At 72.8% G+C, this 21,759-nt stretch carries 21 protein-coding genes and 1 riboswitch; of the genes, 3 read left to right on the top strand and 18 right to left on the bottom strand.

Annotated elements, in window-relative coordinates:
- Positions 1 to 315: 315 nt before the first annotated feature.
- From cobA to ACZ7CH_RS29630, 13 genes are all read right to left on the bottom strand, one after another.
- The gene (cobA, locus tag ACZ7CH_RS29690) at positions 316 to 1,518 is read right to left on the bottom strand and encodes a uroporphyrinogen-III C-methyltransferase (RefSeq protein WP_470375449.1); all 1,203 of its coding nucleotides are present in this window, start codon (positions 1,516 to 1,518) and stop codon (positions 316 to 318) included.
- Positions 1,519 to 1,569: 51 nt separating this feature from the next.
- On the bottom strand, positions 1,570 to 2,283 hold the full coding sequence (locus ACZ7CH_RS29685) for a PIG-L deacetylase family protein (protein WP_470375448.1): 714 nt from the start codon (positions 2,281 to 2,283) through the stop codon (positions 1,570 to 1,572).
- 65 nt (positions 2,284 to 2,348) lie between these two features.
- Positions 2,349 to 3,125, bottom strand: coding sequence for a S1 family peptidase (locus ACZ7CH_RS29680; RefSeq protein WP_360390788.1), 777 nt, complete (start codon positions 3,123 to 3,125; stop codon positions 2,349 to 2,351).
- A gap of 124 nt (positions 3,126 to 3,249) precedes the next feature.
- Positions 3,250 to 4,620 (bottom strand): M36 family metallopeptidase, encoded by a 1,371-nt coding sequence (locus tag ACZ7CH_RS29675; protein ID WP_470375447.1) that lies wholly within the window; start codon positions 4,618 to 4,620, stop codon positions 3,250 to 3,252.
- A 100-nt stretch (positions 4,621 to 4,720) separates the two neighbouring features.
- Positions 4,721 to 5,977, bottom strand: coding sequence for a cobalamin biosynthesis protein (locus tag ACZ7CH_RS29670; protein ID WP_470375446.1), 1,257 nt, complete (start codon positions 5,975 to 5,977; stop codon positions 4,721 to 4,723).
- A gap of 43 nt (positions 5,978 to 6,020) precedes the next feature.
- Positions 6,021 to 6,848 (bottom strand): hypothetical protein, encoded by an 828-nt coding sequence (locus ACZ7CH_RS29665; RefSeq protein ID WP_470370742.1) that lies wholly within the window; start codon positions 6,846 to 6,848, stop codon positions 6,021 to 6,023.
- A complete protein-coding gene (locus ACZ7CH_RS29660) occupies positions 6,848 to 7,894 on the bottom strand; it encodes a cobalt-precorrin-4/precorrin-4 C(11)-methyltransferase (RefSeq protein WP_470375445.1) in 1,047 nt (348 codons plus the stop codon). Before ACZ7CH_RS29660 ends, ACZ7CH_RS29665 begins: the two co-directional genes overlap by 1 nt.
- A 29-nt stretch (positions 7,895 to 7,923) precedes the next feature.
- On the bottom strand, positions 7,924 to 9,300 hold the full coding sequence (locus ACZ7CH_RS29655) for a cobyrinate a,c-diamide synthase (RefSeq protein WP_360390800.1): 1,377 nt from the start codon (positions 9,298 to 9,300) through the stop codon (positions 7,924 to 7,926).
- Positions 9,297 to 9,911: a cob(I)yrinic acid a,c-diamide adenosyltransferase gene (gene cobO / locus ACZ7CH_RS29650; RefSeq protein WP_360390803.1), complete on the bottom strand. Its 615-nt coding sequence runs from the start codon at positions 9,909 to 9,911 to the stop codon at positions 9,297 to 9,299. The genes ACZ7CH_RS29655 and cobO overlap by 4 nt, the downstream gene beginning before the upstream one ends.
- A 12-nt stretch (positions 9,912 to 9,923) precedes the next feature.
- The gene (locus ACZ7CH_RS29645; protein ID WP_360390806.1) at positions 9,924 to 11,849 is read right to left on the bottom strand and encodes a putative cobaltochelatase; all 1,926 of its coding nucleotides are present in this window, start codon (positions 11,847 to 11,849) and stop codon (positions 9,924 to 9,926) included.
- A 59-nt stretch (positions 11,850 to 11,908) separates the two neighbouring features.
- Positions 11,909 to 11,976: riboswitch (cobalamin riboswitch) on the bottom strand.
- Between the two features lie 59 nt (positions 11,977 to 12,035).
- Positions 12,036 to 13,151 carry a hypothetical protein gene (locus tag ACZ7CH_RS29640; RefSeq protein WP_458430651.1) on the bottom strand — a complete coding sequence of 372 codons (1,116 nt, stop codon included), beginning with the start codon at positions 13,149 to 13,151 and terminating at the stop codon, positions 12,036 to 12,038.
- The gene (locus tag ACZ7CH_RS29635; RefSeq protein ID WP_470375444.1) at positions 13,148 to 14,107 is read right to left on the bottom strand and encodes a threonine aldolase family protein; all 960 of its coding nucleotides are present in this window, start codon (positions 14,105 to 14,107) and stop codon (positions 13,148 to 13,150) included. The genes ACZ7CH_RS29640 and ACZ7CH_RS29635 overlap by 4 nt, the downstream gene beginning before the upstream one ends.
- 96 nt (positions 14,108 to 14,203) lie before the next feature.
- Positions 14,204 to 15,265 carry a cytochrome P450 family protein gene (locus ACZ7CH_RS29630; protein ID WP_360390815.1) on the bottom strand — a complete coding sequence of 354 codons (1,062 nt, stop codon included), beginning with the start codon at positions 15,263 to 15,265 and terminating at the stop codon, positions 14,204 to 14,206.
- Positions 15,266 to 15,308: 43 nt separating this feature from the next.
- On the opposite strand from ACZ7CH_RS29630, the gene ACZ7CH_RS29625 reads away from it, so the two are divergent.
- Positions 15,309 to 16,502 (top strand): 8-amino-7-oxononanoate synthase, encoded by a 1,194-nt coding sequence (locus ACZ7CH_RS29625; protein WP_360390818.1) that lies wholly within the window; start codon positions 15,309 to 15,311, stop codon positions 16,500 to 16,502.
- Here ACZ7CH_RS29625 and ACZ7CH_RS29620 read toward each other — a convergent pair.
- Together ACZ7CH_RS29620 and ACZ7CH_RS29615 are read right to left on the bottom strand one after the other, a co-directional pair.
- Positions 16,456 to 16,914: a GNAT family N-acetyltransferase gene (locus ACZ7CH_RS29620; RefSeq protein WP_360390821.1), complete on the bottom strand. Its 459-nt coding sequence runs from the start codon at positions 16,912 to 16,914 to the stop codon at positions 16,456 to 16,458. The two genes, ACZ7CH_RS29625 and ACZ7CH_RS29620, sit on opposite strands and share 47 nt — an antisense overlap.
- A gap of 13 nt (positions 16,915 to 16,927) precedes the next feature.
- Positions 16,928 to 17,659, bottom strand: coding sequence for a S1 family peptidase (locus tag ACZ7CH_RS29615; protein ID WP_458430647.1), 732 nt, complete (start codon positions 17,657 to 17,659; stop codon positions 16,928 to 16,930).
- 148 nt (positions 17,660 to 17,807) lie between these two features.
- Here ACZ7CH_RS29615 and ACZ7CH_RS29610 point away from each other — a divergent pair, with 148 nt between their 5' ends.
- Positions 17,808 to 18,416, top strand: a complete 609-nt coding sequence (locus tag ACZ7CH_RS29610) for a LysE family translocator (protein ID WP_458430646.1) — start codon at positions 17,808 to 17,810, stop codon at positions 18,414 to 18,416.
- A 37-nt stretch (positions 18,417 to 18,453) separates the two neighbouring features.
- Here ACZ7CH_RS29610 and ACZ7CH_RS29605 read toward each other — a convergent pair whose 3' ends face one another.
- The 3 genes from ACZ7CH_RS29605 to ACZ7CH_RS29595 all read right to left on the bottom strand — a co-directional run bounded on the left by ACZ7CH_RS29605 (position 18,454) and on the right by ACZ7CH_RS29595 (position 20,795).
- A complete protein-coding gene (locus ACZ7CH_RS29605) occupies positions 18,454 to 18,903 on the bottom strand; it encodes a GNAT family N-acetyltransferase (RefSeq protein WP_470375443.1) in 450 nt (149 codons plus the stop codon).
- Between the two features lie 65 nt (positions 18,904 to 18,968).
- Complete coding sequence (locus ACZ7CH_RS29600) at positions 18,969 to 19,760, bottom strand: S1 family peptidase (protein ID WP_470375442.1); 792 nt, start codon at positions 19,758 to 19,760, stop codon at positions 18,969 to 18,971.
- Positions 19,761 to 19,775: 15 nt separating this feature from the next.
- Entirely contained in the window at positions 19,776 to 20,795 is a 1,020-nt protein-coding gene (locus ACZ7CH_RS29595; protein ID WP_470375441.1) for a M48 family metallopeptidase, read from the bottom strand.
- A gap of 69 nt (positions 20,796 to 20,864) precedes the next feature.
- Here ACZ7CH_RS29595 and ACZ7CH_RS29590 point away from each other — a divergent pair, with 69 nt between their 5' ends.
- Positions 20,865 to 21,758 carry an alpha/beta hydrolase gene (locus ACZ7CH_RS29590; protein WP_360390839.1) on the top strand — a complete coding sequence of 298 codons (894 nt, stop codon included), beginning with the start codon at positions 20,865 to 20,867 and terminating at the stop codon, positions 21,756 to 21,758.
- Position 21,759 lies beyond the last annotated feature (1 nt).

Here is a 21,759-nt window from a genome sequence, read left to right as displayed (position 1 = left end):
GCGCCGTCACCAGGCCGCAGGCCCGACTTACGCCGTCACCAGGCCGCAGGCCCGACTTACGCCGTCACCAGGCCGCAGGCCCGACTTACGCCGTCACCAGGCCGCAGGCCCGACCTGCGCGGTCGCGCCGCCGGATCAGCAGTGCGCAGACGCTGGCCACCCAGCCGTGTTCAGCCGGTCGGCGCGCTGACGGACGGGGTGGTCGCGAGCGAATTCGAAAGTGACCGGCGCCGTGGGCCGTGGCGGCGCAGGAACCGGTGGACCTGCGGGGCCCACCGGTCGAGCGGCGTCGAGCGGCGTCGAGCGAGAACCCGGCTAGGCGGGCGCGATGCCGGCCACCGGGCCGACCACGATGATCGCCGGCGGGCGCACTCCCCAGGCCACGACGTCCGCGCCCAAGGTTTCCAGAGTGGACCGGTACACGCGCTGTGCGGAGGTGCTGCCCTCCTGCACGACGGCGACGGGCGTGCTGCCGGGGCGGCCTTCCATCAGCGCCGTGGCGAACGCACCCGCGCGTTCGACGGCCATCATCAGCACGACTGTGCCCTGCAGCCGTGCGATGGCGGGCCAGTCGACGAGGGAGCGCGGGTCGTCCGGTGCCACGTGACCGGAGACGACGACTACCTCGTGTGCCACCCCTCGGTGCGTCACGGGTACACCGGCCAACGCGGGCACACCGAACGCCGACGTCACGCCGGGTACCACGGTCACCGGGATGCCGGCCTCGGCGCACGCGAGCAGCTCCTCGAAGCCGCGGCCGAAGACGTACGGGTCGCCGCCCTTCAGGCGGACGACGAACTTGCCCTCCTTGGCGCGGTCGACGAGCGTCTGGTTGATGAAGTCCTGCGTCGCCGCGCGACCGTAGGGGATTTTGGCCGCGTCCACGACCTCGACGTGCGAGGGCAGTTCCTCCAGCAGTTCGCGGGGGGCGAGGCGGTCCGCGACCACCACGTCCGCCTGGGCCAGCAAGCGCTTGCCCTGCACCGTGATCAGCTCGGGGTCGCCGGGGCCGCCGCCGACCAGGGCGACGCCGACCGGCGGGGTGGACTGGTCGGCGATCCGGCCGTCGCGCAACGCCGCCACGACGCCGTCTCGCACCGCTGCCGAACGACGGTGCTCACCGCCGGCGAGCACGCCGAGCACCATGCCGTCGTGCGAGCCCACGGCCGGTGTGACCGCCGTGCCCTCCACGGCGATGTCCGCGCGCACGCAGAACACGCGCTGTGCGAGCGCCTCTTCGCCGATCTGGGCGTTCACCTCGATGTCCGACGTGCACGCCAGCACGTACCAGGCGCCTTCGACGTCTCCCGGCTCGAACAGCCGCTCGTGCCACGTCAGCTCCCCCGCGTCGACCATGCCCTGCACGGCGGGGGTCACGACGGGCGAGACGAGCTCGACGACGGCGCCGGAGGCGATCAGGCGGGGCAGGCGCCGCTGGGCGACGGTGCCTCCGCCGACCACGAGGACGCGCCGGCCCCGGAGATCGAGGCCAACCAGGTAGTGCTGTTCAACGGGCATGCGTAGAAGCATCCACACGAGACCGGCCGTGTCCAGCCGAAGGGAACATGGTCACAGGCGCAACAGCTCGAAAGACGTCGCCAGGACGCCGCCGAACCGCTGGCCGACGGCCTCCGCCATGCCGCGCAGGAACGGTTCCGGCTCGGCCATGTCCCCGCTCAGCGCATCGAGATACGCCTTGTGGGCGCGCAAGGACTCCACGGAAGCGTCGAACGAGCCGGTGATGTCCACGGCGTGCGTGGCCATCGGCGAGGACGCCGCCGCCACGTACCGGACACCGTTCCACGGCTCGATGTCCAGATCCCGGAACACCCACCGGTTGCCCGCGTCGCGCACGGCGTCGACGGCGGCCCGGCCGACCGCGATGTGGTCGGCCATGTTGAGGTTTCCGCTCGGCCACGTTTCGCGGAAGTTACCGGTGATCACGAACTCCGGCCGGTGCCGGCGGATCGCGGCCGCGATGTCGCGCCGCAGCGGCAGCCCGTACTCGATCATGCCGTCCGCGTGGTCGAGGAACTCGACCTCGGTCACGCCGACGGCCGCGCAGGACGCGATCTGCTCCTCGACCCGCAACGGCGCGCACTCCTGCGGTGAGAGCGAGTCGATGCCCGCCTCACCGCGGCACGCGAGCAGGTACGCGACCTTCTTGCCCTGGGCGGTCCACCGCGCGATGGCGCCCGCACCGCCGTACTCCATGTCATCGGGGTGGGCGACGACGACCAGCGCGCTCGCCCAGTCCTCCGGCATTGCTTCCAGATCCGTCATCCGGGCAGCATACGACCGCGCACCCCGGGTCCACTGTGGACGCGGGGTGCGCGGTGGCGAAGTGCTTACAGCTGAGCGGTGATCACCGAGTTGTACGGCGCGATCCGCGCGTACACGCCGGGGTAGCCGGCGCCGGCGCAGCCGCGGCCCCAGGACGTGGCACCGATGAGCTTGCCGCCGTAGACCAGCGGGCCACCGGAGTCGCCCTGGCAGGTGTCGACGCCGCCCTGCGGGAAGCCCGCGCACACCATGGAGGTGTTGCTGTACTGCGAGTACGCGGTCTTGCAGGTCGAGTCGGACGTCAGCGGCACGTTCGCCTGCAGCAGGTAGCGCGACGCCGAGCCACCGGAGGACGTGGTGCCCCAGCCGAGGATCAGCGCGGAGTTGCCCGCGGCGTACAGCGCGGTGTCGGACGGCGTGGCGAGCGGCAGGGTCGCCGAGCTGATGTTGCGGTCCAGCGTCAGCACGGCCACGTCGTAGCCGGCGGTCGCGGTGGTGTAGCTCGGGTGCGACCAGATGCGGGTCACGTTCGCGACGGTGCCCGCGGTGCTCTGCTTGTCGTCACGGCCGTGCACCACGCGGGTGCTGGAGGCCGAGCGGCCGGCGACGCAGTGGGCGGCGGTGACGACCTTGTTGGCCTTCACCAGGGTTCCGCCGCAGAACTGCGAACCGGTGGTGGAAGCGAGGTAGACGACCCACGGGTAGGTCGCCGTGCTGGCGCGCGTACCACCGACGATCATCGGCGAGACGTCGTCGGCGTTGGCTGCGGGAGCCGTGAAGAAGATGCTCGCGAGAGCGGAGACCACGACAGACAAGATCAGGCGACGCAGGGTTTTCGCCATGTTGCCAGTCCTTCCCGATGACGCTGTGTGTGCAGGGTGTCCAGCGGCGGCACACACAGCGTCACGCCCGGGATCGAAGTGGCACAACCGCCACTAGTCGGACATGTCCGGCTTCACAGTTGACTCACGCGATGCCGCGCGCGGTGAACGCGGCCTGGACGGTGGCGGCGTCCTTGTCGCCGTAGAGCTTCTTCGCCGCGGCGACCGTCGCCTTGGCAGCGGCCGCGAACGTCGTCGAGGGGGCGTAGGAGAACTGGCCCTCCAGCACGATCTTCGCCGCCTTGTCGCGGCCGAACGCCTTGTAGACGTCGAACAGCGCCCGCGACCAGATCTGGCCGTCGAAGTGGACCTCGCCCTTGCGGTCGGCGTACTTCAGCTCGGTGTCGGTGCGGCGCAGGCAATGCGGCGTCTCGGTCGTGTACGCCGTGGCGTCCCAGTCCATGATGCACGCGAGCGGCGTCGTGGCCGTGTCCTTCGCGTCGCGCGAGGACATGATCAACGCCCACCAGTCGCCGAAGCCCTCACCGATCGAGCCCGCCTCCGTGGTGGAACCGAAGCCGGGCACCTGGGCGTCCTGGATCGCGTGGCCGAGCTCGTGCCACACCACCTCGACGTCCTCGGCGTCGTCCACACCGCCGGTGCCGAACGTGATCTGGTCCTTCGACGGGTCGTAGAACGAGTTGTCCTCGGTGAGGCCGATCGTGGTGATCTTCTGCGCCTCGTTGTTGACGTTCGTGAACCCGAGGCCCTGGATGTACTTCTGCGCCTCGGTCACGCCCCAGTACGCGTTGACCTGTTCGAAGAGGTCGTTGGCGCGCGTGTACTCGAACTTGTTCGCCTTGCTGTAGGCCAGCTTGCTCTTCGGCCCGGTCAGCGTCGCGTACTTGCCCCTGAGGTAGCCGGAACCGTCCAGGTGGGACAGCGTCACCGACCGGTAGGCCGCGGCGGGCACGGCGGAGTCCGCGTCGTCGGCGTCGGTCAGGTTCTGGTTCTGCAGCGCGGAGACGGGGTTCGGGCTGAACACCTTGCCGGTGCCGTCCGCGTGCTTGACCAGGCTCTCGGTCCGCACGACCGCGCCGGTCTCCGCGTGCACCAGCGTGCGCTCGGACCCCTTGCCGTTGTCCGAGATCACCTCGTAGACCAGGCCCGTCCCCGGCAGGACGGTCAGCTTCGCCGTCTCGGGCACACCGGCGGACCTCGTCCGCGCGTCCTCGGCGGTGACGGCGGGCGTGAGGTCGACGGCACCCACGGCGATGCGGCCGTCGTCCACGGTCTTCGCGCCGGTCGCCTTGTCGACGTGCTCGACGTAGTAGGCGCCCAGCACCGGTTTGCCGTCGAAGGTCTGCTCGTACCAGGTGTGCGTGGCGGTCAGCGAGTCGCGCACGGCGAGCAGGCGCAGGCCGTCCTTCGGGGTAGCGGCGGCGGCGTTGATCGTGAGCATGGACAGGGCGACACCTGCTGTGCAGGCGACCGCGACGAGACGACGGGCTCTCATGTCGCTCTCCAGTGCATCCGGGCCCGGCAGGGTGGGCCGTGTGCATGGCGACGCTAATCCGCAAATCTTCTGGGTAGACCCTACGAAAGAAGGAAAAACGCTACCGTTCCCACACTCCGGGAACAACAACCACGTCGGCTTCGACCGGATTGTCCAGCGTTGGTCCAGTTCCGAACGCGACGTGCGCGACCGCCGCGCCACCCTCCGCGAGCTCCGGCGCACCATCGGCACGCGTCTGGGTGCCCGGCCGCAGCAGAGCGGCCACCGCGTGCACGGCCTCGGGCGTGCCCACGACGACCGCGGCCCGCCGGATCTCGGCCTCCGCACGCGGCGTGCGCTGCTCGGCGCCGCCGGGACCGAGGCCGACGAGCGCGAGCCGGCCGCGCGGCAGCACCCGTGCCGCGGCCACGGTCACGTTGTCCCGCTTGAACTTCTCCGCGGCGAGCTCGACCGGTGCGCCGTGCGCGACCTGCCGTGCGCCGCACAGCGCCGCCGCCTCCGCCACGCTCGCGGTGCCCAGCGAGTTGCGCACCACCGAGCTCGGGTTCGGCACGCCGACCGCGTTGAGCTCCTCGGCGCTGAACGTGATCAGGTCGGCCGTGTCGCCGTGCCAGAAACCCCAGTCCTCCACCGCGTCCACGATGCCGGGCTCGTCCGCCTTGACGTCGACCGTCGCGAACGCCTTGATGGCGCGCAGGTCCAGGCCGCCCTGCGCGTCCAGCTCGGCCAGCGCGGCACCCACGCTCGTGGCCGACGCACCCCGCGTCGACCCCACACCCACGACGAGCGTGCGCGGCACGATCCGCAGCACGTTGTCCTTCGGCGCGGCGGCGCGGTCGTCGATGACGATCACCCACGCGGCGTCCTCGTCGGCCGACACCACGTTCGCCGACAGCGCGGGCAGCGGGAAGCTCAACGGGTTGCGCAGCACCACCTTCTCGCCCGACTCGATGGCCGCCGCGCACGCGGCGACGTCGCCGTCGGCCGTGGCGTCGAGCTGCTCGACGAGCTCGTCCAGCACCGAGTCGATCGACGGGCCGGTCGTGACGACGGCGGTGCGGTTCAACGCGTCCGCGACGCGCCACGCCAGGTCGTTCGCGGCACCGGCGAGCGCCACCGCGAACCCGGCGTCCACGCACACCACCGCGGGGTCGGTCCGCTTGTCCCGCAACAGGGGCGCGATCAACCGGACAGCGGTTCCCGCGTCGAGGAACAGCACGAGCGCGTCGAGCCGGTCCCACAGCCGGTGCACAGCGGGCCGGATCGGCCCGTCCGGCACCACGGCGTCCGAGCCCAGCACCCCGGCGAGGTCGGCCGCGTCACCGCGCTGGACCGTCCCCGCGAACACACCGATCACGGCCGGACTCCCCGCACCACGACACCGCCGCCCACCCACGACATCACTTCTTGGTTCCCCACACCACGGTCACCGGCGCCGCGGCGCCGAAGCCGGAGTCGAGCAGGCGGGAGGCGGTCAGCTGCACGCCCTCCACCTCGTACCCGGCCGCCCGCAACGCGTCCCGCGTCGGCACGACCTCGTCCACCCGCTCGGCGACCACGACCACGCGCCGCGCGTTCACCGCCGCGCACGCCCTCACCTCGGGCAGCGACCCGCGGCCGACGAACACCGCCTCCGGGCGCGGTAACGCCGTCGTGTCCAGCCCGGCCTCCTCCACGCGCACGTCCACGCCGTGCGCGGAGGCGTTCGCGATGATCCGCACGCACTCCACCGGGTCCGGTTCCACCGCCACGACCGCGGCACCGAGCCGTGCGCACTCCACGCCGACCGCGCCGGAGCCCGCGAGCACGTCCCACACCAGCACACCGGGCCTGGGCGCGAGCACGGCCAGCACGAACGCGCGGACCTCGGCGCCCAGCACCTGCGTCCTGGTGGAGAACGCGTCCTCGGGCAGCGCCCACCCGGTGCCGCGCAGGAACTCGGTGTCCGCCAGGCACAGCACGGCCTCCGGTGCGATCCAGCGCCGGGTGACCGCATCCTTCGGGTCCACTGTGGACAGCTCACCGACGTCGGCGACCACGAGCGTGCGCCGCCAGCCGGCCAGTCCCGCACCGATCTCGGCCGGACCGGCGCCGGCCGCCACCTTCACGATGACGGCGGACCGGGCGCGGCACAGGTTCAGCGCGGGCCGCAGGCCGTCGGCGGCGTCCACGACCTCGACGCCGGGCCGGCCCGCCGCTTCCCGCAGCTCCTCGACGAGGGCTGACATCAGTTGGCGCGCTTGGGCTTGCGGGCGGTGGACCGGCGCTTGGGCGGGTTCGAGGTCGAGGCCTGCACCGTCGGCGGCTTCGGCGTCGCGGCAGCGACCACGGTCAGCTTCGGCTTGGGCTTCTGCGAGGACTCCTCAGCCTGCTTGCGCACGGACTGCTGGAGCTCCTCCACCGCGTTCCAGGCCGGGTTCGGCTCGGCGGAGGTCGCGGGGGCGACCGGGACGGCGGGAGCGGGCACCGGCTCGTCCGCACGCGTCGCGATGCGCGAGGCGGCCCTGCGCGACCAGCGGGTCGGGCGGGCGGTGCGGGCCGGTTCGTCGGCGGCGGCCGCGATCGCGGACTGGCGGCGGGCCGGTGCGGCCTTCACCGCGGCGCCGACCAGGAAGAGCGTCGGGCGGTACAGCTTGTGCTGCTTCACCACCGCCTCCAGCTCGCCGACCGTGGTGTGCACGACCAGCTCGTCGGCCTGGCTCACCTTGTACGCGACGACGACCGGCGTCTCGGCGGTGTAGCCGCCCTCCAGCAGCTGCTCCACGAACTGGCCGGTGCGCGCACCGGAGACCGTGGCCGCCATCGTGGTCTGCAGTGCGGCGAACTCGCGGACGCCCTCGCTGCCCTCCGGCGCGAGGAACACCGCGGAGGAGGCCTCGGTCAGCGTGATCTCGCGGCCGATCCGCGCGGCAGCGGCGGCGACGACCGACACGCCCGGCACGACCTCGACCTCCAGGCCGAGGCGCTGGCACAGGTCGTGCTGCTCCTGCACTCCGCCACCGGTCGCGGCGTCGCCCGCGTGCAGCCGCACGACCTTCAGCCGCGCGGCGGCGGCACGGCGGTACAGGTCGGTGATCTCCTCCGCGGTGACGCGGGAGAAGTCGACCAGGTCGGCACCCTCGCGCGCGTGCTCGCGGACGCACTCGGCCTCGACCGCACTGGGAGCCCAGACGACGACGTCGGCCTCGGCGATGCGGCGCGCGCCGCGGAGGGTGATGAGGTCGGCGGCACCCGGACCGGCGCCGACGAAGGAAACCCGACCGGTCGTCGTCACGACAGCTCCACAGGGGTTGGACGAAAGGCTTAGGCGAAGACCGTACCGCCTGCCGAACCCGCCACGAACGGGTGGCAGGCCCGCACGAACCTGGCCACCGCCTCCGGGTCGCCGGCCGGGTGCGTGTGCAGGTACGAGGCGTGCACACCGCCGACGACGAACCCCTCGGCCACCGGCCGGTTCTCGACGCCGCGCCAGTGCCACGCGGGCGGCAGCGAGTGCGGTGTGGACAGCTGGGTGCGGTGGAACTCGTGGCCGGTCACGCGACCGCCCGGCGGGTGCAGCGACGAGCCGGTGGCCGCGACGGCGTCGCGGTAGCCCAGGGTCAGCTTCGGCGTCATGAAGCCCTCCGCGTCGAGCACGCCGCACATCTCGTGCCCGTCGAGCGAGCGCGCGAGGTACAGCAGCCCGCCGCACTCGGCGTGCACCGGCGCGCCCGAGCGGGCGAACCGCGCGACCGCCTCGCGCAGCGGCGCGTTGGCCGACAACGCCTCCGCGTGCTGCTCGGGAAAACCACCCGGCAGCACCAGACCGGCGGTGCCCTCGGGCAACCGGTCGTCGCGCAATGGGTCGACGACGGCGACAGCGGCACCGGCCGCCGCCAGCACCTCGGCGTGCTCCGCGTAGCCGAACGTGAACGCCGCCCCGCCGGCCACCGCGATCACCGGTTCCCCGCGGACGGCCTCGACCTGCGGTTCCCACGGTGCCACGGCCATCGCCGGCACCGATGACGCCAGCGCGCGCACCGCGTCCAGGTCGACGTGTTTGGCCACCGCGGCGGCGATCGCGTCGACCGCGGAGACCGCCTCGCTGCCGTGCTCGGCCGCCGTCACGAGCCCCAGGTGCCGTGAGGGCAACGAGAACTGCGCGTCGCGCGGCAGCACGCCGAGCACGTCCAGGCCGACCTCGTCGCACGCCGACCGCAGCACCTGCTCGTGGCGCTCCGACCCGACCTGGTTGAGGATCACGCCGCCGAGCCGCACGGTCGGGTCGTAGCCGCGGAAGCCGTGCAGCAGCGCCGCGAGCGACCGGCTCTGCCCCCGCGCGTCGACCACGAACAGCACGGGCGCGCCGATCAGCTTGGCCACGTGCGCGGTCGAGCCGATGCCCGCGGTGTCGACGCGGCCGTCGAACAGGCCCATCACGCCCTCGACCACGGCGAGGTCGCAGCCCCTCGACCCGTGCGCGAACAGGCCGGCGATGCGGTGCTCGCCGACCAGCACGGGGTCGAGGTTGCGGCCGGGCCGCCCGGTCGCGAGCCCGTGGTAGCCGGGGTCGATGTAGTCGGGTCCCACCTTGAACGGCGCGACCCGCGACCCGGCCCTGCGCAGTGCGGCCATCAGGCCCGTCGCCACCGTGGTCTTGCCACTGCCCGACGCGGGTGCGGCGACGACCAGCCGGTTCACCACTCGATCCCCCGCTGGCCCTTCTGCCCCGCGTCCATCGGGTGCTTGACCTTGGTCATCTCGGTCACCAGGTCGGCGGCGTCCACCAGCTGCTGCGGCGCGTACCGGCCGGTGATCACGACGTGCTGGTGGCCCGGCCGGTTGACCAGCGCCTCCACCACCTCGTCGACGTCGATCCAGCCCCAGTGCAGCGGGTAGGTGAACTCGTCGAGCACGTAGAGGCCGTGGCGTTCGGTCTCCAGCCGGCGGCGGATCTCCTGCCAGCCCTCCAGCGCGGCGGCGGAGTGGTCCTCCTCGGTGCCCTGCTTGCGGGACCACGACCAGCCCTCGCCCATCTTGTGCCACTCGACCGCGCCGCCCTCGCCGGTCTCGTCGTGCAGCCGGCCGAGCGCCTTGAACGCGTTCTCCTCGCCGACCTTCCACTTGGCGGACTTCACGAACTGGAACACGCCGATGTCCCAGCCCTGGTTCCAGCCGCGCAACGCCAGGCCGAACGCCGCCGTCGACTTCCCCTTCATCTCACCGGTGTGCACCATCAGCAACGGCCGGTTGCGCCGCTGTCGCGTGGTGAGGCCGTCCTGCGGCACCGCGGTGGGTTGTCCCTGTGGCATTGGGTCTCCTCCCTAGGCGGCGCGGACGACGCCGGCGAGGTGGTCGGCGCTGAGCTGGTCGAGGCGGACGCAGGTGCCCCGCAGGGCGTCGGCGACCTTGGCCGCGAGCCCGAGCCTGATGTGGCCCTGTTCGCAGTCCACGACGACGACAGCGGTCTGTTCGAGCAGCGCGGCGGCCTTGAGCGCGTCCTTCGTGGGGTCGCCGCCGAGACCGGACGACGTGGCGCGGCCGTCGGTCAGCAGCACCACGAGCGGGCGCTTGCGGGGGTCGCGCAGCCGTTCGATCTCAAGAAGCTTGTGCGCCTTCAGCAGTCCGTCCGCGAGCGGGGTGCGGCCGCCGGTGCGCATCTTCTTGAGACGCGTCGCGGCGGCGTCGACCGAGGTGGTCGGCGGCAGCGCCACCTCGGCCTGGTTGCCGCGGAACGTCACCACGCCGACCTTGTCGCGGCGCTGGTAGGCGTCGCGCAGCAACGAGATCACCGCGCCGCTGACCGCCGACATCCGCTTCTGCGCGGCCATCGAACCCGAGGCGTCCACGACGAACAGGACGAGGTTCGACTCCTTGCCCTCGCGGACGGCCTTGCGCAGGTCGCCCGGCACCAGCTTGAGGCCGGCACCGGTGCGCCCGCGGTCGTGCTGGTGCGGTGCCGCGGTGGCGAGGGTGTCGACGAGGTGCAGCCCGCTTCCGTCCACTGTGGAGGAACGCACGACCCGGCCGGTGCGCGCGCGTGCCCGCGACCGCTTGCCAGGAGCGCCTTCGCCGACGCCGGGCACCTCCAGCAGCCGGGCCTTGAACGCGGGCGACGGCTCGGGTGCGGGCCGGTCGCCCTGCGCGTTCCCGTTCCCCTTGGGACCGTCCTGCGGTTCGGGCAGCTCGCCGCCGCCGGGGCCGTCGTCGTCGGGGCCGTCGGTGGGATCGGGTTCCTGGTCCTCTGGCTCTCGGGCGTGCTCGGCCGCCTGCCGCATGGCGTCCTCGAGCTGCTGCTCCTCGATGCCCGGCTCGTCGAACGGGTCGCGCCGGCGCCGGTGCGGCAGCGCGAGCCGCACGGCGACCTCGACGTCGGTCTCCTCGACCTCGGCGGCACCGCGCCAGGCCGCGTGGGCGGTGGCGGTGCGGGCGACCACGAGGTCCGCGCGCATGCCGTCCACCTCGAACGCCGCGCAGACGGCGGCGATCCGGCGCAGCTCGCCGTCGGGGAGGGACACGGTTTTCAGGGCGGCGCGGGCGTTGGTGATCTGCTGCTTGAGCCGGGCGTCCTCGTCGGCCCAGCGACCGGCGAACGTCTCCGGGTCGGCCTCGTAGGCGAGCCGGCGCCGGATCACCTCGGTGCGCACGGCCACGTCCCGCGCGGCCTTCACCGACACCGTGAGCCCGAACCGGTCGAGCAGCTGCGGACGCAGCTCGCCCTCCTCCGGGTTCATCGTGCCCACCAGCAGGAACTGCGACGGGTGCGCCACCGAGACGCCCTCGCGCTCCACGTGCGCCCGCCCCATCGCCGCCGCGTCGAGCAGCAGGTCGACCAGGTGGTCGTGCAGCAGGTTGACCTCGTCGACGTAGAGCACGCCCCGGTGCGCCGCCGCGAGCAGGCCGGGCTGGAACGCCCGCACGCCCTCGGTCAGCGCCTTCTCCAGGTCGAGCGAGCCGATCAGGCGGTCCTCGGTGGCGCCCACGGGCAGCTCGACCAGCCGGGCGGGCCTGCGCTCGCTCCCGGCGTGCGGTGCGTCCGGGCAGTCCGTGCTGCCGGGCACGCAGCCGAACCGGCAGTCGCGCGACACGTCGAGCTCGGGCAGCAGGGCGGCGAGGGCCCGCACGACGGTCGACTTCGCGGTCCCCTTCTCGCCGCGCACGAGCACGCCGCCGATGCCGGGGTGCACCGCGTTCAGCAACAGGGCGAGCCGGAGGTCGTCGTGTCCGACGACGGCCGAAAACGGGAACATGCTCCAGCGAGTCCTTCCTCGGGTGTCCACGCCCGGGTCCGGTCGGGTAAGAGGGGGACGAGTTCCTGACTCCCGACGCGCGTCGGTCACAGTCGCGGGACGGCGCCGGATTCGCACCGGCTTCCTCGCGCTCCCCTCACAGCCCCGAGATCGTCGCACCTCGCACCGGCAGGACCAACCCCGCGGTCAGGTGGCCTTCACGACAGGGCGCTCCCCTGCCGCGCTCACCACGACGACCACCAGCGTGATACCGACGCCGACGAGGACCGCCGCGGAAGCGCTGAACGCCTCCATCGCCACCGCCGAGATGCCCGCCGACGCGCTGTACCCCACCCCGGCCGCGGCGTACATCACCGAGTAGGCGGGTGCGTGCGCGTAGGACGGCAGGCGTTCGCGCAGGGCCAGGCTGCGCGACACCATCGCACCGGACTGGAACAGGCCGGCCACCAGCAACCCGGCGGCGATGCCTGCCACCCCTGGCAACACGGCCACCAGCGCGATCGACCCGGACATGGCCACCAGCAGCACCAGGCACTGCACCCGCAGCGAGCCCGGCCACGTGCGCAGCCCGTACAGCACCGCGCCCCCGGCGCAGGCCAGCGCGAACCAGGCGAGCAACGGCCCGGCCCAGCCCACCGCGATCCCGCGCTGCTCCAGCAACGCCGGCAGCATCAGCTCGGTGGCCGCGAACACCGCGTTCGAGGCGGTGCCGGTGAGGTAGATCGGCCAGGCCCGCCACAGCGACCGGCTGATCGGCGCTGTGACCGGTTCCGGGGCGGGCAGCCAGCGCAGCCCCAGCGCGCCGACCAGGAAGAACGCCGCCGCGAGCACCAGCGGCACACCGGGGTGGACCTGCAGCGCGAGGAACACCACCAGCGCGGGTGCCGCCGCCCAGACGACCTGCGACAACACGGCCTCGCCGCTCAGCGCCCGCGCCGCCCGCGACTCGGGCACCAGCGAGGTGAGGATCGCGCGGGTGCCACCCGGAGCCGCGGCGGGTGCCGCGCCTGCCACGAACACGACCGCGAGCAGCACCGGCCCGTCGACGAACGGCAGCACCGCGAACGCCAGCGCACCGACGACCATCCCCGCCGGCAGCTGCCCGCGCGACCGGCCGAGCCGCGCGCCGAGCACCGCCGACCCGGCGATCTCGCCGACCACGTACAGCGCCGCCGCCCCTGCGCCGAGCGCGTAACCGCCGGAGGTCGACCGCCCCAGGAACACCAGCGCGAGCGGCGCCATCGCCACCGGCAACCGGCTGCCGGCCGCGACGAGCCCCCACAGCAGGAGCGGACGGCTCACAGCGACCCGCGGAACTGCCGCCACGCCTCCCTGACCTCGTCCGCCGTCCACTCCAGCGCCGGCTCGGCGACGGTGACCTCGGTCTTCGCCAGCTGCCCCGACCGCCAGAACCGGCCGAGGAACTTCCCGCTCAGCTCGGTCAGCCGCGCCGGATCACCCGGCAGGTGCAGCGCGAACTGGTGCGTGTCCGGTTCCGGCAGGTCCATCGCCGCCGCCACGACCTTGGCGTGCTCGACGTAGCGGCCCAGCCGCGGCAGCACGGTGTCGAGGCCGTGCAACGCCGACAGCGCCGCCGGCCACTGCTGGAACAGCATCCCGCCGTACCGGTGCCGCCACACCCGCGCCTGTTCGACGAAGTCGGCGGACCCGGCGAGCGCCGCGCCGGAGATGCCCTCCAGCGACTTGTAGAACGACACGTAGACCGAGTCGAAGAGGCCGGCGACCTCGTCCAGCGGCTTGCCCAGCCCGTGCACGGCCTCCCACAGCCGCGCGCCGTCGAGGTGCACGACCGCGTCCCGTTCGCGGGCGGCGTCCACGGTCGCCACGAGCTCGTCCCAGGTGGGCAGCACGAACCCGGCTTCGCGGTCGGGCACCTCGACCAGCAGCGTGCCGAACGGTTCCGGGCACGCCGCCACCTCGTCGTTCGCCACGCGGACCGGGCGCAGGCCGGACAGCGCGGTCAGCGCGTCGTCCTCGTGGTGCAGCGGGTGGGCCTGCGGGTGCATCGCGACGATCGGGTTGTGCGTGCGGTCGGCCCAGCAGCGCAACGCGATCTGCTGCGCCATCGTGCCGGTCGGCACGAACAGCGCCGCCTCGGTGCCCAGCAGCCGGGCGACCCGCGTCTCCAGCTCCTCGACCGGGCCGCCGTCGCCGTAGCGGTCCGGGGCGGCGTCCGGCACCGGGCCGAGCGACTCCAGCAGCGTCTTCTTGCGGACTCCCGAGAGCTGGCGGTTCATCACCCCGGCATCAAACACCGGCCGCGAGCGACTCCGCGAGCGGGATGTCCCCGTCCCGCAGCTGTTCACCGAGCACCAGCGGCGAGATCGCCGGGCTCATCGCGCGACCGTGACGGACCTGGGCGCGCGGAACGACAGGAGGTTCAGCCACTCCGGCTCGTCACCGGCGAGCCGGAGCGAGGGCTCGTGCTCGGCCACGGTCCGCAGCACCACCGCGGCCTCCAGCCGGGCCAGCCCCGCGCCCAGGCAGAAGTGCCGCCCGTACCCGAACGCCAGGTGCCTGGGGTCGTCCTCCTCGCCGCTCAGCACCAGCACGAGCTCCGCACCGGCCGGGACGCGCACACCGGACAGCACGACCTCCCGTGCGGTGAGCCGCCGCCACGTCACCACGGGCGTCTCGGTGCGCAGCACGTCCTCCACGAACGCCTCCGCGACACCGGGCAGCGGCAGCCGTTCCCACACCGAGCGGTCCCGCAACGCCCGCCGCAACGCCGTGGACAGCAGCTGCGTCGTCGTCTCCTGACCGGCGATCAGCAGGAAGTAGCAGAGCCCGGCGGAGTCCTCCGCGGACACACCGGCGTCGGCCAGCGCGCAGAACAACGCCCCGTCCCGGGCCTCGTACCGCTTGACCAGCCACTGGTGGAACGCGCCGACGTCGTCGACCAGCTCCAGCTGCCGGTCACGCGTGATGTCGCCCCAGAAGAACTCCAGCGACGCCGTGCTCCACCGCTTGAGCGTCGGGATGTCCACGTCGTCGAGCCCGAGGAGGTCCATCAGCACGATCGCCGGCAGGTCCCACGCCAGCGACCGCACGAGATCTGAGCCACCAAGCCGTTCCACGGCGAGTGCGCGGATGCGGGGCTCCGCGGCGGCGACCCGTGCCGGGGTGAAGAACGACGCGACCAGCCGCCGCAACCCGGCGTGCGAGTCAGACCCGTTGTTCGCGAGCGTCGGCGGCAACGAGAACCGGGCCCTGACCAGGGACCGGAGCGCTGCCGGCGCCACCGGCGTGACCGCGGTCAGCGCGTTGTCCGGCAGGTAGGTCACCGGGTCGGCGAGCACCGCGCGCACGTCGGCGCAGGACGACACCACCCAGCGGCCGTCGCAGAACTGGACCGGCGAGGTCAGCTCGGCGCGCGTGAAGGTGAACAGGTCCACGAGCGGCACGCTAGTCGGCGGATGGGAGACTCAGTCGGTGAGCGTGAGCACAACTGAGGCGTCGTCCAGCGGTGGTGAGGCGACGTTCGACTGGATCGACGTCAGGGCCCAGGCGCGCGCCAAGGCGGGTCTGTCCCGGCGCCTGCGGCCGCGCCAGGCCGACTCGGCGGACCTCGACCTCGCGAGCAACGACTACCTGGGGCTCGCGCGGGACAAGCGGGTCGCAGGGGCGGCCGCCGCGGCGACGCTCAAGTGGGGTGCGGGGTCGACGGGATCGCGCCTGGTCTCGGGGTCGACGGAGCTGCACGCCGAGCTGGAGTACGAGCTCGCGAACTTCTGCGGCAGCCAGTCGGCGCTGGTGTTCTCCTCCGGCTACGCGGCGAACCTCGGCGCGGTCACCGCGCTCACCGGCCCCGGCACGGCGATCGTCGCCGACCAGCACATCCACGCCTCGCTGATCGACGGCACGCGGCTGTCCAAGGCCGACGTCGTGGTCGCGGAGCACTGCAACGTGGGCAAGGTCCGGCACGCGCTGGAGACCCGCGGCAAGCGGCGCGCGATCGTGGTGACCGACTCGGTGTTCTCCGTGGACGGCGACATCGCCCCGCTCGCCGAGCTGCACGAGGCCTGCCGCGCGAACGGTGCCGGGCTCGTGGTCGACGACGCGCACGGCCTCGGCGTCGTGGGCCCCGGCGGGCGCGGCGCGGTCGCGGAGGCCGGGCTCGTGCGGGCACCGGACGTGGTCACGACGCTGACGCTCAGCAAGTCGCTGGGCGCCCAGGGCGGTGCGGTGCTCGGACCGAGCCGGGTGATCAAGCACCTCGTCGACACCGCGCGCACGTTCATCTTCGACACCGGTCTCGCCCCGGCCAGCGCCGCCGCCGCACTGGCCGCCATCAAGATCCTGCGCGAGGAGCCGGACCGCCCCGAGCGCGCGCTGACCGTGGCGCACGACCTGAGCTTCCGCCTGAAGGAGGCCGGGTTCCAGGTCAGCACGCCGACCGCGGCGGTGGTGAGCGTGCGGGCCCCTTCGCCGGATCAGGCGTTCCGGTGGGCCGAGGCGTGCCGCACCAACGGCGTGGTCGTCGGCTGCTTCCGCCCGCCGTCGGTGCCGGACCAGATCTCGCGCCTGCGGCTCACCGCGCGCGCCGACCTGACCGAGGCCGACATCGAGCGCGCGGTGCGCGTGATCACGGAGTGCGCCGCATCCGCAGGTGTGGAATCCCGTCCTCGATGAACTCGGCGCCCTCGGGCACGAAGCCGAACGAGGCGTAGAAGTCGGTGACGTAGGTCTGCGCGTCCAGCACGCACGGCGCGGTACCGACGTCGACCAGCGCCGCCTGCACGAGCCGGCGGCTGAACCCGCGGCCGCGGGCCATCCGGCCGGTCACGACGCGGCCGATGCGGAACGTGCCGCCGGGTTCCTCGGTGAGCCGCAGGTACGCCAGCGGCTCGTGCGTCGCGTCCGCCTCCAGCCAGAAGTGCCGGGTGCCCTGCTCCAGGTCGCGGCCGTCCACGTCGGCGTAGACGCAGTTCTGCTCGACGACGAACACGTCCTGGCGCAGCCGCAGGATCGCGTAGAGCTGGGCGGGGCTCAGGTCGAGCCCCCACTGCCGGCGCAGGGTGGCCGGGAACGGTGTGGTTCGCACCGGACCTTGGATATCAGAAGCCGACCGTGGACCGGTAGTGAGCCAGCCGCGTGTAGACGCCCGGCTCGTCCGGCCGCGCACACCCGCGCCCGTACGACACGACACCGGCGAGCCTGCCCTTGACGACCAGCGGCCCGCCCGAGTCGCCGGTGCACGCGTCCTTGCCACCGCGCCCGGCGCACAGCATCGCCCCCGGCCGGTAGTCCGGCTCCTTCGCCGCGCACTCGCCGTCCGGCAGGATCGGCACCGTCACCTTGCGCAGCGACATCGCGGGCTTGTCGAGCTCCGCGGTGCGGCCCCAGCCGAGCACGACACCGCTCTCACCCGCGTCGCCCAGCGCGATCGTCCGGTACGGCAGCTCCCGGTCCAGCGTCAGCACCGCCACGTCGTCGCCCTGCGTGACGTCCTTGAAGTCGGGGTGGCGCCACACGTTCGTCACCGCCGCCTCGGCACCCTCGGTAGTGCGCAGGTCCGTGCGGCCCGCGATCACCCGCATGTGCTCGACCGGGCGCTGGGTGCGGCCCGCGAGGCCCTTCACCGTGGCGCAGTGGGCCGCCGTCACGACCTTGTCCGGGGCGACGAGCGCGCCACCGCAGATCAGTTGCCCGTCCGGGGTGGTGATCGCCACAACCCAGGGCGTGTCGGCCGCCCGCGCGGGTGTCCCCCCGACGATCGCGTTCGCCGTCGCTGCCCCGCTGACCAGCGGGACAACGGCGGCGAGCACGGCAAACCGCTTACCCCTCACGGGTCACTCCTCGTTGCGCCAGGTGGACGATTGGTCACCAACGGTAGCGAGCACGTTAGGACGGCGTCAAAACCGGAGAATTTGGTGTTAGTGTTCCATCTGGCCGGAGATTTTACGGTCAGTGTCGTAGATCACGGGGGTATGTGCGGTGTTGTTCGACTTCGGCCAGGTTCCGGCCTTCCTCATCGCGTGTGCGGTCGTCATCGTGACCCCCGGTGTCGACGCGTTCCTGCTGCTGCGCACGTCGCTGCGGTCGGGAGTGCGGTCGGGGCTGCTCGCGCTGGCCGGCATCCACACGGCCGCCGCGGTCCAGGTGGCGCTGGTGATCTCGGGCCTGGGAGTGGTGCTCGCCCGGTACCCGGCGGTGCTCGTCGCGTTGCGCTGGATCGGTGCCGGGTACCTGCTCTACCTCGCGGTTTCCATCGCGCGCGGGCTGCTGAAGCGCGGTGTGCAGGAGCCGGAGGAGGTCGTCGGCGACCGGCCGTTCCGGCAGGGCTTCCTGACCAACATCACGAACCCGAAGATGATCCTGTTCGCGCTGGCGTTCCTGCCGCAGTTCATCGGATCGGGTGAACCGGCAGCGCAGCTCACGATGCTCGCGGCGGTGTTCCTCGGCCTGGCCGCGGTGTGGGAGCTGATGATCGTGCTGGCGGCGAGCAGCGTCGCAGGACGGCTGCGCCGGCCCGGGGTCACGAAGGCGCTGGACGTGGTGTGCGCGACCGTGTTCTTCACGATGTCCGTCGGCCTCGTGGTCTGAGACGGCTCACCGCGGCGGCCGGTCCGGGGACGGGCCGTCAGGACGTCCGCACGCGCAGCCGGGGCAGCACCCGGCCGGGGATGGAGCCCGACGGCGACTCACCGATGCGTTCGGCGCCCATCCGCAGGTAGAACCCCTCGGCGTACGGGTCGGCATCGATGTCGAGGTGGTCGTAGCCGGCGGCGGACGCCACGGCGTGGTCCCACAGCGCACGACCGAGCCCGGTGCCGATCGCGGCCGGCTCCACCCACAGGTCGGTGAGCTCACCCGCCGGCGGCGTCCCGCCGATGCCGTACCAGCCCAGCACGACGCCGTCCCGTTCGGCGACCACGTGCAGCCGCCGCTCCACGTCCTCCGGCCGGACGGTGAGCTCGGCGCGCACGGCCTCCAGGAACGCCGCGTTGTAGGGCCAGTGCGCCTTGGCCGCCAGCGCCAGCTCGGTCAGCACGCCCGCCTCGTCCGGCCGGGCCCGTCGCAGCACCACCACGGGCCCAGGCTGGCACAGCGCCGGGCCCGCGGCGATCGGGTTTCACGGCCGGACCGGGCGGGTCCTCATGCCGGGGGCTCCTCCGCGGGAGGCTCCTCCGCCGGGGGTTCCACGACGCCCACGACCGGCTGGAGGTCCTTCGCGTACCGGGCGACCCGGACGTACACGCCGGGCTTGCCCCTGCGCGCGCAGCCCTCGCCCCACGACGTGACGCCGACGAGCCTGCCCGCCGCCACGACCGGGCCGCCGGAGTCGCCCTGGCAGGTGTCGACCTTGCCCTCGGGGTAGCCGGCGCAGAACATGTCCGCCCGCACGAACTGCGGGTAGGAGCCCGCGCAGTCGGCGTCGGGCAGCACCGGCACCGTCGCCCCCATCAGGTAGCGGGAGGTCCTGCCGTTCTCGCTGGTGCGGCCCCAGCCGAGCGCCCGCAGCGGGGTGCCGGGCCGGTAGAGGTCGGCGTCGGCCTGCCCGGCGATCGGCAGCGGGGTGAACGGCAGCGGCGTGGCCATGGTCAGCACGGCGAGGTCCTCGCCCCGGTCGGCGGCCACGTACTGCCGGTGGACCCAGACCTCGACCGGCGTGGCGACCACGCCCTCCGAGCTCTTCTTGTCCTCGCGGCCCGCGACGACGCGGAACTGGGAGGCGGGCCGGCCGACCGCGCAGTGCGCCGCCGTCAGGACCTTCGTCGGGGCGACGATCGTGCCGCCGCAGAACTGGTAGCCGTTCGGGTCGGTCAGGTAGACGACCCACGGGGTCGTGGCGATGGGGACCCGTTCACCGCCGACGACCTGTTCGTCGGCGGCAGCGGTGCCCGCCGTCAGGAGCAGAGCCAGGACCACAACAGCGAGTCGTCTCATGACTCCAGATGGTAGCTACTCCGCTGGTCCATTTGGAGCAACTTTGCTCCACATCTTTCCCGCGGCACCCATCACGGTCTCGCCGATGTCGTTGATCGTCTTGATCAGCGGGTCCGCTGAGCTGCTCGCCGACTCCCGGTAGGACCGCGCCGCGCTCTTGACGTCGTCGGTGAGGTTGCTCGTCGGGTGGTCGTCCTCGCGGCGCGGGTAGACGCCGGTGAGGATCTCCCGGTACTCCTCGCCCGCGGCCCAGCGCTGCAGCTGCGCGGCCCTGACCACGGCCAGCGGGTGCGAGCGGCGCTCGTTGTCCATCAGCTTCAGGATGCTGTCGCGGATGTCCTCGCCCTCGTACTCCTTCGCCTGTTCGAGGAACGCCGCGATGTCGACCTGGCCGCCGATGTCGCCCGCGAACGCGAGGTGCACGCGCAGCGCGGCCTGCGGGTCCTGGCAGGCGAGCAGCCCGGCCCGGTCGCAGGACAGCTCGGTCTTGCGCTGCCACTCGTAGAGGGCGGCAATGACCGCGCGCAGGGCGAACGCGCCCGCCGGCATCCAGCCGAACGCGTACTGCAGGTTGAGCAGGCGTTCCAGGATGGTGTTGTAGAGCCCGTGGCCGGACATCGCGTGGCCGGTCTCGTGCCCGAGGACGAACCGCAGCTCCTCGCGGTCGAACCGCTCGACCAGCGCGGAGTTCAGCACGATGAACGGCTTGTCGATGCCCCGCGTGAACGCGTTGACCTCCGGAGAGTGCCGGACGAAGACCTCCGGCGCCTCCTCCAGGTCGAACGCGGCGGCGACCTCGTTCTGGATGCGGTGCAGGTCCGGGTACTGCTTCGGGCCCACCCGCACCGAGGAGGCGACCTGGACCAGGCGTTCCCCGCGTTCGGAGAACGCCGACGCGACCGCCTTGACGATCGGTGCCACGGCCGGCACGGCGCGGAGCACGGCGAGCGCGCCCCGGTCGGCTGGGTGTTCGTAGGCGCGCGAGCTGATCCCCGGGAAGCGCACCCTCGACGACTGTTCGATGTCCCCCGTCATCGGTCCAGGTTAGACACGATCCGGACAAGGGTGCGCGGAATCGCCGGTTTTCGGGAGCAGACTGGCGCCGTGAGCGACGAAGACACCACGGTCCTGCCGTTGCGCGGCGGGGCCACCGCGACCCTGGTCCGCAGGCGGGCCGCGCAGGCCGACCGCGGCGCGATCCTCTACGTGCACGGGTTCGCCGACTACTTCTTCCAAGAGCACGTCGCCGAGCACTACAACGCTCAGGGCTACGACTTCTACGCCGTGGACCTGCGCGGCTACGGGCGGTCGTTGCGCGACGGCGAGGTGCCGAACTACACGACCGACATGGCCGTGTACTTCGAGGAGATCGACGCGGCCGTCGCCGTCGTCCGCGCCGAGCACTCGCGGGTCGTGCTGATGGGCCACTCGACCGGGGGGCTCACGACGTCGCTGTGGGCGCACGAACGGCGCTCGGAGGACCTGATCGACGCCCTCGTGCTCAACAGCCCGTGGCTGGACGTCGTCGAACCGCCGCTCCTGCGGCGGGTGGTGAAGCTGCTCGGGAAGGTCGCGCCCTCGGTGAAGGTCCGCGGCGGGCTGGGCGACGCGTACGGCGCCTCGATCCACTCCTCGCGCAACGGCGAGTGGGACTTCGACCTGAGGTGGAAGCCGCTCGACGGGTTCCCGGTGCTGGCCGGGTGGATCCGCGCGGTGCTCGTGGCGCAGGAGAAGGTGCACGCCGGGCTCGACGTGCGCGTGCCCGTGCTGGTGCTGCACTCCGACCGCAGCACGCTCGGCGCCCGCGAGTGGAACGAGGACGTGGCGAAGGCCGACGCGGTGCTCGACGTCGAGGGCATGCGCAGGTGGGGACCGAAGCTCGGCACGTCCGTGAAGGTCGTGGAGATCAAGGCCGGCCTGCACGACCTGTTCCTGTCGCCGGAACCGGTGCGCGCGGCGGCGCTGGCGGAGGTCGACGCGTTCTTGAAAACGGCTTGAC

Source organism: Lentzea sp. NPDC037011 (genome assembly GCF_055607425.1).
Note: the sequence above shows the minus strand (reverse complement) of the source record. Positions and strands in the feature narration are given on the sequence as shown.

Coding starts and splice junctions, on each gene's coding strand:
- cobA (WP_470375449.1), bottom strand. CDS start 1,518: ATGCCCGTTGAACAGCACTACCTGGTTGGCCTCGATCTCCGGGGCCGG.
- ACZ7CH_RS29685 (WP_470375448.1), bottom strand. CDS start 2,283: ATGACGGATCTGGAAGCAATGCCGGAGGACTGGGCGAGCGCGCTGGTC.
- ACZ7CH_RS29680 (WP_360390788.1), bottom strand. CDS start 3,125: ATGGCGAAAACCCTGCGTCGCCTGATCTTGTCTGTCGTGGTCTCCGCT.
- ACZ7CH_RS29675 (WP_470375447.1), bottom strand. CDS start 4,620: ATGAGAGCCCGTCGTCTCGTCGCGGTCGCCTGCACAGCAGGTGTCGCC.
- ACZ7CH_RS29665 (WP_470370742.1), bottom strand. CDS start 6,848: ATGTCAGCCCTCGTCGAGGAGCTGCGGGAAGCGGCGGGCCGGCCCGGC.
- cobO (WP_360390803.1), bottom strand. CDS start 9,911: ATGCCACAGGGACAACCCACCGCGGTGCCGCAGGACGGCCTCACCACG.
- ACZ7CH_RS29645 (WP_360390806.1), bottom strand. CDS start 11,849: ATGTTCCCGTTTTCGGCCGTCGTCGGACACGACGACCTCCGGCTCGCC.
- ACZ7CH_RS29635 (WP_470375444.1), bottom strand. CDS start 14,107: ATGAACCGCCAGCTCTCGGGAGTCCGCAAGAAGACGCTGCTGGAGTCG.
- ACZ7CH_RS29600 (WP_470375442.1), bottom strand. CDS start 19,760: ATGAGACGACTCGCTGTTGTGGTCCTGGCTCTGCTCCTGACGGCGGGC.
- ACZ7CH_RS29595 (WP_470375441.1), bottom strand. CDS start 20,795: ATGACGGGGGACATCGAACAGTCGTCGAGGGTGCGCTTCCCGGGGATC.